The sequence below is a fragment of the Collinsella aerofaciens genome, from assembly GCF_028206795.1.
Classification (GTDB): domain Bacteria; phylum Actinomycetota; class Coriobacteriia; order Coriobacteriales; family Coriobacteriaceae; genus Collinsella; species Collinsella aerofaciens_AX.
This window is the reverse complement of the sequence record NZ_JAQLFJ010000007.1, coordinates 18,164-34,381: the sequence shown is the minus strand read 5'-3', so window position 1 is coordinate 34,381 and position 16,218 is coordinate 18,164. Positions and strand designations below refer to the sequence as shown.

Genomic DNA, 16,218 nt, shown 5'->3' with positions numbered 1-16,218 from the left:
CTCATCATAAAAAATGCGTATCATGACAGGTGCCACGCTCTTTTCCAGATATACGGCAAATCGAACTTTCTCGCGACCCTAGGGAGCCCCATGAGCATCAATCAGCGACAAGCAAAGCTGCTTAAAATCCTGCTCGGCCAGGCGGGCTACACCCCGACAGTCGATATCTCCGATGCCCTTGCTTGCTCGGAGCGCACCATCCGCAACGACATGCGGGCCGCTAACGCCTTCCTCGACGAAATGGGCATCCAAGCGGCAATTGTCTCCAAGCGCGGCAACGGCATCCGCATCGATGGCGACAGCACGCAGCGCGGTCAGATATCGGACATCATCAAGGAACGTTCGCTTTCCATGGACGCCGGTCTTGACCGCTTCTATCGCGGCATGTTGCTGCTCACCTGCGACTACCGGCACCAATACACCACCGAATCGCTTGCGCGGGCCATCCTCACCAACAAACAGCAGGCCCAAGACGACCTGCGCACATGGAACGAGCTCATGACGCCGTTTGGAGCCCAAATCGTACGCGGGCGCCGCATTACGGTCGAGGGTCCCGAGGAGTACATCCGATTCTTCGTCGTCTATTATCTGTTTGAGCTCGCGTCGACCGCCATGAAGCGCCGCATTGAGCCGCAGCTCTTTGGCGGCAACGAGCAATTCTTCAACGACCTCATCGCATACGTCGAGCGCGAAAGCCGAACGCTCTATACCGACAACGCCCGCCACCAGCTTGCCGTCTACCTGCAGATTATGGTCCTGCGCATTCTTAAGGGCAAAGAGGTCGGTGGTTACACCTCGGCGATTCCCGTTGTGTACGACGACGTCGCCAACCGCATTGAGCAGCACTTTGGCATCGAGGTCTCCGCCAACGAGCGCGGCATCATCCGCGACCTCTTTACGGTCTCCACGCGCCGCTGGACGCCCGAGTTCCAGCGCACATATCAGCCCACACCCGAGGCGGCGCGCCTCACCGAGGAGTTATTCTGCGCTCTCGGCGAACGCTTTGGCACGCGACCGCCGCTTCATCTTGAAAAGCCCTGCGCCGCGCTCATCGAAGCCGGACAAACTCACATGCGCTATGAACGCGCCATCTCACTGCCCCAGGAAAACACCTGGACGGTGCGATACGAAAACATGGCCTCGTTTATGCGCCTGTCCGAGGTGCTGCGCGACGCGCCCGGCCTATCTGGGCTGAATCTATACCAGACCGACGTGACGCGCCTGGCGATGCTATTGCTCTCGTATATGGACGGCCTGTCCTCGCACGATCAATGGCGTGTCGGACTCGTGGTCAACTGCGGCATTGAGCAGGTCTTCTATGCGCGCGATCGACTTGAGCGGCTCATTCCCTGCATGCGGGTCGCGCGTGTGCTGACCGAAACAGAAGTCGCCGAGATTGAATCAGACCCCAAGCACAGCAGCCTCGACTTCCTGGTCTCATTCGACCCCATCAAGACGACGCTTCCACTCTGCGTGCTGAGCAATGCCATCGATGACGCCGATCGCAGCCGCATCGAGCTGCTGCTCATGAAGCTTGGATGCCCCCACGCACTCGACGACGCCCCGCTTGCCGGCGGTCTTCCCGAGCGCGAGCTCGATATCTCGCACGCGCGCATGCTCACGCGCACCCTTCACGCTGCACTTGTCGAAGACGGCCTCTGGCGTGGCACGCTCTCCGGCTTCTCGAACACCTTCGAGATGCTGTCGTTCACGCACGGACCTTGGCTCTTGCTGACCGTATGTTCCCAAGATGTCGCTCAAACCGGGGCCGTGCATTACCGCGTGGAAACACGAGTCGGCTTTACCGGCGACCGCCTGCAACACATCCTGGTGCTCTGCGTCGCCCCAAGCGATGAGCGCGTCCTCACTCCGGCCACACAGCGCTTCCGCAAGCTCGCATCCGAGGCCGGTCTCAAACGGTAGACGGCGTGGGCGCCCATCGCGCGTGCCCATGCAAGCCTTCAAATACGCTTAAGCGCAAAGAACCCGTGGCCGCCCCTGCAGCCACGGGTTCTTTTTAGCGTCTATGGCCTATGCCATGACAAAGCTATTTGCGCGTCCAGACAGTCTCGCCCTCTTTGACCGTCTCGAGAACGCGCAGGTTGCGCACCTCGTCGAGCTCGATCTTGAGCGGGTTCTTCTCGACAATGCAGAAGTCGGCCAGCTTGCCGGCCTCGAGCGTGCCCTTACGGTCGAGCTCGCCATACTGGAAAGCGCCGTTGACCGTGATGGCCTTCAGACCCTCGTACACGCTGATCTTCTGATTCTCGTCCAGCTGAGCGCCGCCCTTGGTGACGCGCTTGGCGGCGCACCACACAGCCTCAAAGAAATTGGGGCGCAGCACCGGCGTGTCGGTGTGGAAGGTAAACGGCAGGCCGCACTCCAGAGCGTCATGGCAGGCAGACACGCGACCGCCGCGCACGGGACCGAAGTTCTTAAGATGCACGTCGGCCCAGTACCAGATATGGCTGGCGAAAATCGACGGGATCATGTTGATCTCGGCCATCTGCTCGTACTGATCGCGGCGGGCAGTCTGGCAGTGGATCATGACCGGGTGCAGGCTCGCTTTATCGGGATTAGGCGAATCCTCCAGCGCGCGCTTGTACACGCGCAGGTACTGGTCGGCAGCCGCATCGCCGTTGGTATGGGCGAGCAGCTGATGATTGCCGTCGATGGCCTTGCGCATAAAGTCATACGCGGCCTTGTCGGTCATGGTGCCATAACCGCAGTAACCCTCGCCCTCATCGCCGGGAGTGTAGGGCTCGGTCATCCACGCCGTACGACCCTGGGGAGAACCGTCAAAGAACATCTTGAGGCCGCCGATGCGGAAGTGACCGGTGTAGTCCTGCGAGACAAAAGGCTCGTGGTCGGCCAAGATTTTGTCGACATCCTCGCCGTACATGGGATAGCTCACGACGTCCATCTTGAGCAGGCCCTTGTTCGCAAGGCCGCAGAACAGCGCTGCGAAGTCGGCGGTGGTAGCACCCTCCTGGCAGGTGGTGATGCCGTTTTCCAGGTAGATGTCCTGCATCTCGCCGATCATGACGTCCATGTCCATCTTCTGACGCGGCTGAATCACGGCAAAGACCGGCCACATAGCGCCTGGCTCCTCGCAGTAACCGTCCGGCGTGCCGTCGGCCTCGCGGCCGTAGCGAGCGCCCTCGGGATCGGGAGTCTCGGCGGTAATGCCGGCAAGCTCCAGCAGCTTGGTGTTGGCAACAACCATGTGGCTCGAAGCGTGGACGGCGATAACCGGAATGGTCTCGCTCACGCGGTCGAGCACGTGACGGTTAGGGTGCTCATGCTCGGCCAGGGAATTCTGGTCGTAGGAAACACCCATGATCACGCCGTCCTCGCCAATGCCGCGCTGCTCGGCAAAGGCAGCCAGACGCTCGACGATCTCATCGAAATCCGCCGCGCCGTTAAGGTCGGCAGCCACGATGTACTGCGTGCAGCCAGAGATGTGGCTGTGGGGGTCAATCAGACCGGGCATAAGGCAGGCGCCGTTGAGATCAATCTCCTCGGCATCCTCTGCCTGAGCGCGAGCCTCCTCGAGCGAGCCGGTAAACGCGATGGTGCCGTCGTCTGCAACCAGCAGGGCCTCAAAAGTATCGCCCTCGCCGGTCATGGGAACAAAGTCGCCGTTAAAGTACAGCTTCTTCATGACCTACTCCTCCTCTTTGGAGAACTTCTTGATAGCAGGGGTGGTGGCCAGGCCAAGCACGATGATGGCAGCGCCCACGTAGTAAGCGAAACGCGTGGAGTTGAAGCGGGACTGGGCATTGATCTCGACCAGGGCGTCGCGCTCCTCATCGCTCATATCGATGTCCTCAATAGAAGCGCGGAAGTTCTCATCGGAGACGAGGTCGATATTGCGCTCGGAAATAGCGGCGACGGTGGACTCGGAAATGCGGGAATCGTTAGCGGCTGCATCCTTCACGGAGTTGGTGATACCAAAGAGCAGCACGGCACCCAGCAGGGCAATGCCGATGGCCTGGCCAACGTTACGCATGGTGGTCTGAATGCCGCCGGACTGGGAAGCGTCGCGCTCGTTCACGGCAAGGGCGACAACGTTGTTGGCCTGGGCGGAAACGATACCGGCGCCCGAGCCGGCAACAACGCAGCCAATGAGAATGCCCGGCATGGAAGCAGCGTCGAGCGTAACGGAGAACGCCATGATGATCAGGGCGGCGGCAAGGGTGAGGTAGCCGACCTGGATGACGCGACGCGGGTTAGCCTTCGGCATGAACTTGGGGATACCGATGGAGAAGGCGAAGGTCGGAACGCCAACGACGATGGAGAGCACACCAACGATAGCCGGAGACCAGCCAGCAACGAGCTGCAGGTAGGGGGCCATCAGAATGGACTGAACACCCATGAAGAAGAACGTGATGGCGGAGGCGGCGAGACCGGCGAGGACCTGCGGGGTCTTAAGGAAGGACTGGGGCAGCAGGGCAAAGCCGTTCTTCTCCTCGACCTTCTTCTCGACGTTGATCATAACGATGAGGATGATCACGCCCAGGACAGCCATGGGCAGGCAGGGGGAGATACCGGCGATGGTGAAGGGGCATGCCGGGAAGGGCTCGACGAGGCCCCAAGCGGAGATGCGGGACACGCCGACCAGGAACAGGAACAGGCCGGTTGCGGCAAGGGCAACGCCGACGCCATCGAACTTGAGCTTCTCATCGGACTGCTCGATCTCGGGCAGCTTGAAGGACAGCAGGAACACGAGTACAAAGTAGGCGGCGAGGACGAAGAACGTCACGCGCATGCCGGCGGCCATGAGCACGATCGAAAGCAGCAGCGGCAGCAGGGCGGAAAGGCCGGAGGCGGCGCCTATGCAGCCAAAGGCAAGCACGCGGTTCTTACCGTGATAGATCTTGGGAACGAGGCCCAGAACCGAGGGAATCATGAACGACGCGCCGAAGCCCACGAGGGTACGGCCGCCCCAAATGAAGACGGTCATGTTGGGGGAAACGGCAAGGACGACCTCGCCGGCGGCGCACAGCAGGGCGCCCATGCGGAAGTTCTTCTTCCAGCCGATGATGGTACCCATCATGCCACCGGCGATCATAAAGGCGCCGGCCATGAGGGAGTAGACCATGTTGGCGAGCTGGATGTCGGCGGTGGTGGCGCCGAGGTCCTGCGTCAGGGCGGTTGCGGCGAGCGAAAGGGCGCCGTTATCGCCCGAAGTGCCCATCTGGGCCAGGATCAGAACGAGAACGGGGAGAAGCATGAACTTCTCGGCACCCTTCTCCTCTGCCACAGCTTTAGCTTTAGCCATGTGTTGGTTCCTTTCTTTTCCGTTTCACGCGGGCATTGAACCCCTTTGAGCCCGCGCGTCTTGTCGAGGCAAATATAGGCTGGAGCGCAATACGGACGGCATCAGAGCCATTGCCGTAGATACGGTAATTCTGACGGCGGGCCTAAAGGGCATCTGCTTTTTCTCGTGAAAAGCAAAACGGCCGACCCCTTTGCTCGGGCCGACCGTTTTGAAGAGAAAGTTTGATTGTTGGAAAATCCTAGGCAGTCGCGGCGACTTCCCCAGCGTCGACGCCCGCGGTGGTGGCACCGATGACGACGTAGCCGCTCACACAGCCGGCAACAGCGCACATAACGCCCTTAAAGATCATCATGCCCGTGCGCGAAAGCGGCAGCGGGAGCACAAAAGTGCAAAGCCATGCAAGGGGCGTGGCAACTACAAGGGCAATGATGCCAACGACGATCGACAGGGGAATCGACTTTTTGGGCAGCTTGGCCAGCCAACCATAGCCTTCGGAATTGCCCGGGTAAACGCCCTTGTTGAAATCCATCTTGGTCAGCGGCACCACGCACCAGGTCAAAATGAGACCAAGCAGGGCGCCTGTCAGCGCAATCTCCTCGACAACCTTACCGGCGGCAAAGGTAATATCGGCGTCCCCCGCGTGCATGCCCATAAAGATGAGCGCGTTAACGATGCCGTTGACGATGCCGTAACCGACGATGCACTTGTTCTTAAGATAGCTCTGGTAGTCCTTTGCGGCGGCCATATGCCCTCCCCATTTTCGCAGTGTCATTTGAGTGGGGCCAGTGTATCCTCACGCATCACGCCCGCTGACCAGAAGGATTGCCGTTTTTACGGCAACAGCCACACCCCAAACCACCACAAAGGGGGACAGGCACCTTTGTGGTGGTTTTCAACATGGTGGGCTTTGACACCCCAGGGGCGGGCGATGCTACAATCTGGCTTGTACTTGAAACGCATCAAAGGGGCCGCTATGGCAAAGGTTAAAATCAGCGACGTCGCGCGCGAAGCCGGGGTTTCGTTGGGCACGGTTTCCAACGCACTCAACCATCCCGAAAAGCTGCGCCCCGAGACCCTCAAGCTCATAAATGAAACCATCAATCGACTGGGCTACCTGCCCAACCAAAGCGCTCGTCAGCTCGCGGGCGGCGCCACCAAGTCCTTTGGCCTGGTGCTCCCCCGTCTCGATCACGGCTTTTCGCTCCAAATCGCCAGCGGCGCCCACAACGAGGCCCGCAAGCACGGCTACGACTTGCTCATCGCCAACGCCGATAACGACGATATTCTCGAGGACCATTACCTGCGCTACTTTATGGGCACCCAGATGTCCGGCGTCATGGTTCAGCCCATGGCATCCCCCGACTGGCACCCCGCCATGACCAAGATGCTCGTGCCGATCGTCCATCTGGACATCCATTGCTCCGAGCCCGGCTACTACGTAGCGGCCGACAATGAGGCCCAGGGTCGCATCATTGCCGAACTTGCCATCGCCCGCGGCGCGCACCATATTGTCGTCGTCGGCCGAGCAGCATTTATGCAACTCACCCTGCGCGTCCTTGGCATTCATAAGGCGCTCGCCCTGCACCCCGATATCAAGATCGAAGTCATCGACGCCGGCGAATGGAATACCGCTGCCGACGGCTACGGCATCGGTGCCCAAATCGCCGAGCGCCCCGCGGACGAACGTCCCGATTTTGTCGTCGGCCTGACCGACGTGCTGGCCTCGGGCGTTATCTCGGCATTGGTCGACAAAGGCATCTCCGTCCCCGAGCAGGTTCGCGTGGCCGGATGCGACGGCAACCCGCTCGCTTGGAGCGGATCGGTCCCACTCACTACGGTAGCGCCCCCGGGCTACGAGATTGGCCGCAAGGGTGTCCAACTGCTGATGGAGCAAATCGAGAACAAGGCCCCGGCAAAGATCAAGCATATCCGTGTCGGCTCCGCAGTGCGTACCGTCACCGCAGTCGCCGCCGAGGATATCAACCGCCAAGAACTGGTACGTCCGTTCCTGCTGGAACGCGCCAGCACCCGGGCAAGCAGCCAGACCGACGCCACGGCCATCAACCTCGGCGCGTATCTATAGCACGCCCGCAAGTATGCTAAGTCGCCGCTCAAGCAAAAGAGGCCCGACCATTGCCGGACCCCTTTTGTTTAAGCGCAAACGTAAGCAATTGCTCGTTTCAACGCCGCAATTGTCTAGCGCACGGCCTTGACCGCCGCCGCCAGATCGAACAGCGTATCGAGCACGGCCTCGCAGCCATCCACCACGTCCTGCGGCAGCGGCACGATATCGGGGACGGCAAAGACATGGCAGCCGGCCGTAATGCCCGAGACGCAGCCGTTGCGCGAATCCTCGACCACGGCACATTCCTCGGGAGCAAAGCCCGCGCGCTCGCAGGCGAGCAGATACATCTCGGGGTCGGGCTTGCCGTGCACGACGTCCTCGCCACACGTTACCGTTTCAAACTTGTCAAAGAGGCCAACCATCTTAAGGTTGCGCTCGGCCGTAACGAGGCGCGACGACGTCGCTAGACCAACGTGATAGCCCGCAGCTAGCAGCTCGTCTAGGCACTCGGCGGCGCCGGCCTTAAGTTCCAGTTCGGTCTTGACCATCTCGTCGCGAATCTCCTTGTGGCGGACATAGACCGCCTCGGTGGTTTCGTGGCTGCCGTAATGCTCATCAAGGATGTCCATGACATCGGGCAGCGTGCGGCCGATAAACTGATGGATCAGCGCTTCATCAATCGCGAGCCCCAGCTCAGCGGCGCCTGCCTTCCAGGCCTTAATCCCCAAACGCTCGGTATCGACCAGCGTTCCATCCATGTCAAAAATAACAGCCTTGATCATATCGGTCCCCCATCGACTCTCGCTGTCGCGTTGCTGCAACTCTACCGCATTTGGCAACTTGTATATAACGTATATACCATATTGCACTTTCGTTACACAGATAGAAGTCTTATGGCAAGTAACGCATTAGGATTATAGTTTTCGATCGAGTACTCAGCGATAAGGAACGTTTCATGATTTTAGACACCACGGCACCCGCAGAGGAGCTTCAAGACAAGCTATCGGCGCTCGAACAGCTGCTTTTGGCATACGGGCGCGTGGCTATCGGGTTTTCCGGCGGCGTTGACAGCAGCTTTTTGGCCGCCGTATGCGCCCGCATCATGCCTACCAATACCCTCCTCGTCCATCTCACCACGCCGCTCATCGGCACGCCCGAGCAGGCTTCGTTTGAGCAGTCCGTTGATGGACAAGCCAATGAAGGGGCGCATTTTAAGCTCCCCGTGCTCAATCTTTCGGTCGATCAGTTGCAGCTCCCCCAAGTAGCCTGCAACGATGCCAATCGCTGCTACCACTGCAAGCACGCTGGCTTTACCGCCATCGTCAACCACGCCAAGTCGCTCGGCTTTCCCACCGTCATCGATGGCAGCAATGCAAGCGATCGCGGTGACTACCGCCCCGGCATGCGTGCGGCAGAAGAGCTCGGCGTACGCTCACCCCTTATGGAGGTCGGCTTTACCAAGGACGAAGAGCGCGAGCTGCTGCGCGCATGGGGTTATCCCGTTTGGAACCTGCCGGCGGGAGCATGTCTTGCCACGCGCGTCCCCACGGGCGAGGAGCTTACGCGCGAGAAGGTCTCCCTGATTCGCGCCTGCGAGGATTACCTGCACGATCTTGATCTGGCACAGGTACGCGCGCGCCTGGTCGGCGGCTGCATGCATATCGAGGCCGCACCCGCAGATGTCGCCAAGATTGCCACCCTCGGCGGTGCCGCCGTCGACGACAAGGGCAAGACCCCGCTGCCCGCCGTTATCAAGTCCGCGCTGCGCGAACTGGGCTGCGACCATATCTCCCCCGAGGTCACCCCCTACATTCACGGCAACATGAATCTTTAAGTTACGCCGTTTTACAAACGGCGTAACCGCTCGGCGCTGCGCAGGCCCCGGGCACGGCAATCTGACGCTCAACTTCACGGGCGCGACCAAAAGGTCAGCGCCCGCTTGTTTCACGTCACCTTACCGCACCCGGAGCCCGCTCGCTCGCATATGCTCAACCTGCACTGCGTTAACTGACCTGCCAAAAAGGAACAGGTTTATTTTGGCAGGTTTTATCTGGGGAAATATCGCGAGGCAGTCGCTCCCCTAGCACCCATCAAACTTCGAGAGACGATAGAGGGGCAATTCGGCTGCATCTACTTCTTCCGATAGCGGCGGTTGCGGCTCGTCGATGAACCCATTACTTCGATGAGCCCTTTATCCGTCATTTTTGGCAGATGGTAGCTGACGGACGAATTTTGGCATTCCGTCTCTCTAAAACAAGGCGCTCATCTCTCTAACTTTAGAGAGATGAGCGCCTTGTTTTAGAGAGACATTAAGAGAGATGTATCGAATTCGCTGCTAGATTGCCTAATGCTATCTCTCTAACCAACCTTCTCTTTAGAGAGACATTTAGCGAGATGAGCGCGACCTCTCTAATCATGGGCTCCACTCTTTAAGGTGCACACTTCCTAACCGTGCCCTAAGTTGCGGTGAAATAGTCCCCGATTAACCTGCCAAAAAGGGACAGGTTTATTTTGGCAGGTTTTATCTGGGGAAACGCAAATAGGGCCGTGACACCCATACGGCGTCGCGGCCCTTTTCCTTGGAGAAGGATCAATTGATTGAACGGGATGACCGTTCTAGTCTTCGAGTCCGCTATTGATGAGCTCCGCAATCTCAACGGGATCGGTGCTCGCGCGCACCTTGTCACGGAAGCCAGCGTCCATCAGCATCACGGCAGCCTTGGAGAGCAGACGCAGGTGCGTAGTTCCGGCCTCGCTGGCGGGCACGTACAGCGCGAGCGCAACATCGACGGGCACCCCATCGAAGCTCGGCCATTCAACGGGTTCGGTCAGTTTAAGCACGGCAACGCCCGGCATGTGGATCGCGTCGCTTTTGGCATGCGGAACGGCAAAACCGGCGACAAGGCCGGTTTCGGCCTCGTTCTCGCGAGCAATGAAGGCGGCCTCTACGGCAGATGCGTCATCGGCAAAGCCGAGCTCGATGGCCTGCTCGGACAAATAATGCAGGGCGTCCTCGCGCGAGGCGGCGGTATACCCGATTGTCACTTGGTTGGCAGATACAAATCCCATGGAAACCTTCCTTACAACACGGACCTGACCGCAGCTTCGATGCCGTCGGTGTCCAAACCGTACTTGTGCAGCAAATCGACCGCAGGGCCGGACTCGCCATACACATCGCGCACGCCGACGCGACGCATCGGCACCGGATGCTGCTCCGCGAGCACCGAGGCCACGGCCTCGCCAAGACCACCGATAATCGAATGCTCCTCGGCAGTGACCACACGACCAGTCTTCTTGGCGCTGGCAACCACCAGGCGCTCATCAAGCGGCTTGATCGTGTGCATATTGATGACCTCGGCATCGATACCATCGGCAGCGAGCGCCTCGGCAGCCTCAAGCGCCTCAGCGACCATAAGGCCACAAGCGATGATGGTCACATCGGACCCCTCGCGCACGACCACGCCGCGACCAATCTTGAACTCATAGTCCTCGCAGTCGTTGATGACCGGTGTTGCCAGGCGTCCGAAACGCATGTAGACCGGCCCCTCAAACTCATAGGCGGCGCGCACGCATGCGCGAGCCTCGATGTCATCGGCGGGAACAATCACCGTCATACCCGGGATCGTGCGCATGAGCGCGATGTCCTCGCAGCACTGATGCGTGGCACCGTCTTCACCGACCGATATGCCCGCATGCGTGGCACCGATTTTGACGTTGAGGTGCGGATAGCCGATGGAATTACGCACTTGCTCGTACGCGCGGCCGGCAGCGAACATGGCAAAGGTGCTCGCAAAGGCGACGTGACCCGTGGTCGCAATGCCGGCGGCAAGCCCCATCAGGTTGCTCTCGGCAATGCCGGCGTCGTAGAAGCGCTCAGGGTGCGCAGCCTTAAACTTACCGGTCTGCGTGGCGGCGGCCAGGTCGGCATCGAGAACCACAAAGTCATCGCGCTCATTGCCCAGCTCGACAAGTGCCTCGCCATAGCTAACGCGCGTGGCGACTTTCTTGACGTCTGCCATTAGAGCTCCTCCCCTGCTGCCGCGAGCTCGGCCATGGCCTGCTCAAACTGCTCGTCATTGGGCGCCTTGCCATGCCAGCCAACCTGGTTCTCCATAAAGGAGACGCCTTTGCCCTTCACCGTCTCGGCGATGATAGCGACGGGCGCGCCGGTCACCTCACGAGCCTCAGCGAAAGCCGCCTCAATCTGCGCCATGTCGTTGCCATCGGCTAGCTCTATCACATGCCACTTAAAGGCGCGGAACTTGTCAGCGAGCGGCATGGCAGAGTTGACCTCATCGATCGTGCCGTCAATCTGCAAGCCGTTGTGGTCGACGACGGCAACAAGATTGTCGAGCGCATGGTTGCCGGCAAACATGGCCGCCTCCCACACCTGGCCCTCCTCGCACTCACCGTCGCCCAGCAACGTGTAGACACGGTAGCCGTCGCCCCAGTGCTTAGCGGCAAGCGCCATTCCAACTGCAGCAGAGATGCCCTGACCGAGCGATCCGGTGGACATATCGATGCCCGGGGTGTCGTTCATGTTGGGATGGCCCTGCAGTCGGCTGCCAATATGGCGGAGCGTCTCGAGCTCTTCGACGGGAAAATAGCCGCGATTTGCCAACACCGAATACAGGCCCGGCGCCGCGTGACCCTTAGAGAGCACAAAGCGATCGCGATCGGCCTTGTAAGGGTCGGCAGGATCGATATTCATTTCCTCAAAGTACAGATACGTCATGATGTCGGCAGCACCGAGCGATCCACCCGGGTGTCCCGACTTGGCCGCGTGAACCGCAGTCACGACACCCTTCCTGACCTCATTGGCGACCTTCGCCAGCTCCTGGTTGGTCATACGAATTCCTCTCTTGAGAACAACCCCGGCACCGGATGACACGATGCCGGGGCAATCCACTCGTTAAGCCTGAGCGACGACCTTCTGCCAGTCGGCCTCGAACGAGGCAAGGCCCTGATCGGTCAGCGGATGGTGCAGGCACTTCTTAAGGGCTGCCATGGGCACGGTCGCGATATCGGCGCCAAGCAGCGCGGCCTGGGTTACGTGGTTGGGCGTACGAACCGAGGCGGTGATGATCTCGACGGTGTCGTCGACGTTCTTGCCCGTCCAGTCGTAGTTCTTAATGCAGGTCACGACGTTGTCGAGCTGCGAGATACCGTCCTCGGCGATGTCGTCGAAACGACCGACAAACGGGCTGATGTAGCGAGCACCGGCGTTGGCGGCCATAAGGGCCTGCGTCGGCGAGAAGACGAGCGTCATGTTGACGCGCACGCCAGCATCGGCCAGCGCACGGCAGGCGGCAAGGCCGGCCTCGCACACGGGAAGCTTGACCACGATGTTGGGGGCGAGGGCGGCAAGGCGCTTGCCCTCCTCGATCATACCCTCGGCAGTGGTCGCGGTAGACTCGGCGGACACGGGCAGGCCCTCGCAGAGCTCGGCAATCTTGAGCATATGCGGCTCAAAGTCGGCAAGCTTGCCGCCGGTCTTGGCGTACAGGGACGGGTTGGTGGTAACACCGGCCAGGCAGCCCCAGCTCTTGGCCTCGGCAATCTCGTCCAGATTGGCGGTATCGATAAAGAACTTCATGGTGAACCCCTTCAAAGGAAGCTAAAACTCAAAAGAATGGGACAAAGGGACTGCCCCTTTGTCCCATGTGCCGGGCCTGCAGCTGGGACATGCCCCAGGCCCGGCGTCGCGTAGGAAAAGCTACTTACTCGGCAAGAGCGGCCTCGATGCGGGTCGTGACGCCCTTGAGGTTAAGACCGACGACGTACTGCTTGATCGGGCGCTTGATGTGCTCGATGACAAAGCGCTTGCCGTCGATGTCCTGAGCGGCGAGGTTGCGGTAGAGCTTCTCGACCTGCTCCTTGACCTCAGGATCGTTGAACGCATAGTGACCGGAGACATCCAGGATCTTCAGGCTGAGCTCATCGTCGGCAAGAATGTCGTCGACCTGCAGGTTGACGTCGTCGCCAGTCATCCACTTGCGCCAGCGCTCGGTCTTGATAGCCTTGACCAGCAGGGTGTGATACAGGTCGGAGGGGTCATCGCACAGACCGTTGTCGACCAGGATCTGCTCGGTGGCGCAGAGCTTGAGGTAGGCGCGGGTCTCCTCGGTGCCATACTGCGGAGCAACGTTGGAGGCGGTCACGTGTGCCGGGATGTGCTCGAGCAGCGTCGCGTCGTCCAGATAGTCGGCGTTGTGCTCCTTCAGGCCCACGCCGTAGCGCTTAGCCATGTCGGCGAGCTCGCGGGCATTCTTGAAGTTGTAATGGCCGACCTGCTCGGTCCAACGGGTGAGCGTACCGGTCTGGCCGACGATAAAGGTGGGCATGGGGCAGCCGCGCTTCTCGAGCTCGGGCTGCAGCTGAGAAATGAACTCCTCGTACTTATCGGTAGAGGTCAAGCCGCCATTGGTCTCCTCGGTACCGACCTCATAGGCAACCTCGGGCAGGTTATGCTCGCGACGGTACTGCTCAAGGTAGTCGATAAGATCAATCGTGCGGCGAAGCACCACGTCGAGCGGAATAACCTTGCCGATCTGATAGGGGTCCTTGGTGGGGTCGACCATCAGCAGGTCAAAGCCCGCCTCCATGTCGGCGACGAAGGACTTGCGGGCGAGCTCCATGGCCTCGTCCTCGGGCAGGTGGGCGTTACGCTCCTCGTCGCGCTGCCACGGACCGCCGTGATCGCGGCACAGGTAGTACGGACCGGTGTAACCCACCTCGTCGGCAACCTTCTTGATGTCGGCGGCAAAGCGCGTCTGGTCCCAACCGTTGACGTAGCCGGCGCCCATCTCGTCCATATCGACCTGGTTGCGGCTGGCGATAAACATGGGCGGGAAATCCTCGTCCTTGGCAAGCTCGAACACGGCCTGAATCAGGTTGGGGCTCATGGGGCCAATGCCGACCATGGTTGCGTGATCGCCGCTATCCTGCAGCTTGAGCATGCCCTGAACGGCCTGACGGATGGTGAGGTTGGACATTTTGTTCTCCTTCTCCAGAGGATTTTTGACAAAAGTTCCCTGGGACCCAGATGCGGGCCCTATCAGTACGGATGGATTTTGTTGTGTAGGGGCGGTTGTGCGGAGTCAAATCCATCCCTCCGCACAACCGGAGTCCTCAAAGGTTTACTTGGCCTGCTTATCGAGCGTGGGCTTCATGGCAATCAGGATTGCGGCGGCGACCACGGCGCCAATCACGATGTCCAGGCAGAACAGCGCGACGTTGTTGGTGGCAAGGGCGACGATAAAGCCACCGTGTGGGACGTAGCAGTCGATACCCTGGAAGGCGGCGAGCGCCGCACCCACGGCAGAGCCGATGCAGATGCCGGGCAGGGTGTGACCGAGGTCCTTGACCGCGAAGGGGATAGCGCCCTCGGTAATGCCGATGCAGCCCATGAACAGTGCGGAGATGCCCATCTGGCGATCGGCGTCATCGAACTTGTTCTTGGCGATGAGCGCAGCGAGGCCGCAGGCGATCGGGGGAACGGCGACGGCGACGCGGAACATACCGTTAGGACCGTAGATACCGGAGGCCATGATGGCCATGGTGAAGGTCGAGGCGGTCTTGTTGATGGGGCCACCCATATCGAAGGCGGTCATAACGCCAATGACCAGACCCAGGACAACTGCGGAACCGCCCTGCAGGCTGCCGAGCACGCCGGTGAGCCAGTCCATCACAAAGCCAAGCGGCGTGGCCAGGATGTAGATATAGGCCATGCCCAGGACAAGCGAGGTCAGAATCGGGATGATCAGGATGGGCATGATGGTCTGGATGGTGTTGTTGACCTTCCAGGTCTTCATCCAGCGGACAAAGTAGCCGCAGATGACCGCCATGATCATGGCGCCCAAGAAGCCGGTCGAAACGCTGTTGCCGTTAGGGGTGACGACGGCGTTGTTGACCAGGTAGCCCAGGACAAAACCGGGGGCGAGCGCGGGCTTGCCGGCCATCGAGTAGGAGATGTATGCCGCAAGCACCGGGATCATCATGGAGATGCCGGCCATGCCGATGGTGTTAAGGCTCACCATCAGCGGGTTCGTAACCTCCATGCCGTTGGCGCCGGCGGTACCGGATGCCAGCGAGAAGGCAAGAAACACGCCGCCGATAACGACGATGGGGATAAAATAGGAAACGCCGGTATTGAATGCATTGAGCAGCGTCTTGCCAGGATCGGCAAAGATAGACTGCTTGGACGCCGGTGTCGGGGCCTGCGGGGCAGCGGAGACGGCCTTCTTCTCTGCCTTGGCCTCGGCCTTGGGCGCGTCAACGGCGCCACCCGTCGCCTTGATGATCTCAATGGCCTGGTCGATGATCTTTACCGGATCGGCGATTACATCCGAGGTGCCGACCTTCAGGAACTTGCCCTCGGCCATCTTCTGCTCAAAACGGTCCTCGTTCTCGACACCCACGTCGACGGACTCCAGGACCAGGTCGGCGGAGTCCACGTCTTCCTGCGTGAGCTCATTCTCGATACCCAGGCCACCCTGAGCCTCGACCTTGCACTCGATGCCACGGGCGGCGCATTCATCCTGAATCGCCTTCTGAGCCATATACGTGTGGGCGATACCCACGGTACAGGCGGCAACGCCTACGATCTTCATTGCTTCCCTCTTTTCATAGAGTTGCGTGCGCAAGATACCGTTTGCGGAGGCCTCCGGAGCATCCCCTGCCGTTTGGACTTGCTGTCTTTTCGACAAGACCAATATAGGTGCTCGTTTTTCTTAATGCCAGCTTATTTCGGTAAACGCGCAGGTCAGAGCGTTGGTTATGCGATTTAGTTATGCGTTTAACCAAAAATGAATCCTGCGATTTTACCCTCGATTTCAAAAGTCAAGAAGTATTTGATTTTCTCGGTAGA

General features: G+C 59.9%; 13 protein-coding genes. 3 read left to right on the top strand and 10 right to left on the bottom strand.

The annotated features are described in order from the left end of the window. Positions 1-90: 90 nt before the first annotated feature. Complete coding sequence (locus PMX70_RS06020; protein WP_271743151.1) at positions 91-1,923, top strand: BglG family transcription antiterminator; 1,833 nt, start codon at positions 91-93, stop codon at positions 1,921-1,923. Positions 1,924-2,047: 124 nt separating this feature from the next. Here the strand turns inward: PMX70_RS06020 and PMX70_RS06015 are convergent, their stop codons facing one another. From PMX70_RS06015 to PMX70_RS06005, 3 genes are all read right to left on the bottom strand, one after another. Then, positions 2,048-3,664 carry an amidohydrolase gene (locus PMX70_RS06015; protein ID WP_238057788.1) on the bottom strand — a complete coding sequence of 539 codons (1,617 nt, stop codon included), beginning with the start codon at positions 3,662-3,664 and terminating at the stop codon, positions 2,048-2,050. A 3-nt stretch (positions 3,665-3,667) separates the two neighbouring features. Continuing rightward, positions 3,668-5,284: an MFS transporter gene (locus tag PMX70_RS06010; RefSeq protein ID WP_271743150.1), complete on the bottom strand. Its 1,617-nt coding sequence runs from the start codon at positions 5,282-5,284 to the stop codon at positions 3,668-3,670. 238 nt (positions 5,285-5,522) lie between these two features. Then, positions 5,523-6,029 (bottom strand): hypothetical protein, encoded by a 507-nt coding sequence (locus PMX70_RS06005; RefSeq protein ID WP_238057786.1) that lies wholly within the window; start codon positions 6,027-6,029, stop codon positions 5,523-5,525. A 228-nt stretch (positions 6,030-6,257) separates the two neighbouring features. On the opposite strand from PMX70_RS06005, the gene PMX70_RS06000 reads away from it, so the two are divergent. Next, positions 6,258-7,367, top strand: coding sequence for a LacI family DNA-binding transcriptional regulator (locus PMX70_RS06000; protein ID WP_271743149.1), 1,110 nt, complete (start codon positions 6,258-6,260; stop codon positions 7,365-7,367). Positions 7,368-7,480: 113 nt separating this feature from the next. On the opposite strand, the gene PMX70_RS05995 is transcribed toward PMX70_RS06000, so the two are convergent. Next, entirely contained in the window at positions 7,481-8,131 is a 651-nt protein-coding gene (locus PMX70_RS05995; protein WP_006235623.1) for an HAD family hydrolase, read from the bottom strand. A gap of 173 nt (positions 8,132-8,304) precedes the next feature. On the opposite strand from PMX70_RS05995, the gene larE reads away from it, so the two are divergent. Next, a complete protein-coding gene (gene larE, locus PMX70_RS05990; RefSeq protein ID WP_138113575.1) occupies positions 8,305-9,183 on the top strand; it encodes an ATP-dependent sacrificial sulfur transferase LarE in 879 nt (292 codons plus the stop codon). A 782-nt stretch (positions 9,184-9,965) separates the two neighbouring features. On the opposite strand, the gene PMX70_RS05985 is transcribed toward larE, so the two are convergent. The 6 genes from PMX70_RS05985 to PMX70_RS05960 form a co-directional block, all read right to left on the bottom strand. Then, complete coding sequence (locus tag PMX70_RS05985) at positions 9,966-10,418, bottom strand: PTS sugar transporter subunit IIA (RefSeq protein ID WP_271743148.1); 453 nt, start codon at positions 10,416-10,418, stop codon at positions 9,966-9,968. Between the two features lie 11 nt (positions 10,419-10,429). After that, positions 10,430-11,368 carry a transketolase family protein gene (locus PMX70_RS05980; protein ID WP_271743147.1) on the bottom strand — a complete coding sequence of 313 codons (939 nt, stop codon included), beginning with the start codon at positions 11,366-11,368 and terminating at the stop codon, positions 10,430-10,432. Continuing rightward, the gene (locus tag PMX70_RS05975) at positions 11,368-12,198 is read right to left on the bottom strand and encodes a transketolase (RefSeq protein WP_271743146.1); all 831 of its coding nucleotides are present in this window, start codon (positions 12,196-12,198) and stop codon (positions 11,368-11,370) included. Before PMX70_RS05975 ends, PMX70_RS05980 begins: the two co-directional genes overlap by 1 nt. A 63-nt stretch (positions 12,199-12,261) precedes the next feature. Beyond that, positions 12,262-12,945, bottom strand: a complete 684-nt coding sequence (gene fsa / locus PMX70_RS05970; RefSeq protein ID WP_006235616.1) for a fructose-6-phosphate aldolase — start codon at positions 12,943-12,945, stop codon at positions 12,262-12,264. 124 nt (positions 12,946-13,069) lie between these two features. Next, on the bottom strand, positions 13,070-14,344 hold the full coding sequence (locus PMX70_RS05965; protein ID WP_195192740.1) for a class II D-tagatose-bisphosphate aldolase non-catalytic subunit: 1,275 nt from the start codon (positions 14,342-14,344) through the stop codon (positions 13,070-13,072). 144 nt (positions 14,345-14,488) lie between these two features. Then, a complete protein-coding gene (locus PMX70_RS05960) occupies positions 14,489-15,961 on the bottom strand; it encodes a PTS fructose transporter subunit IIC (RefSeq protein WP_006235614.1) in 1,473 nt (490 codons plus the stop codon). Positions 15,962-16,218: the final 257 nt, after the last annotated feature.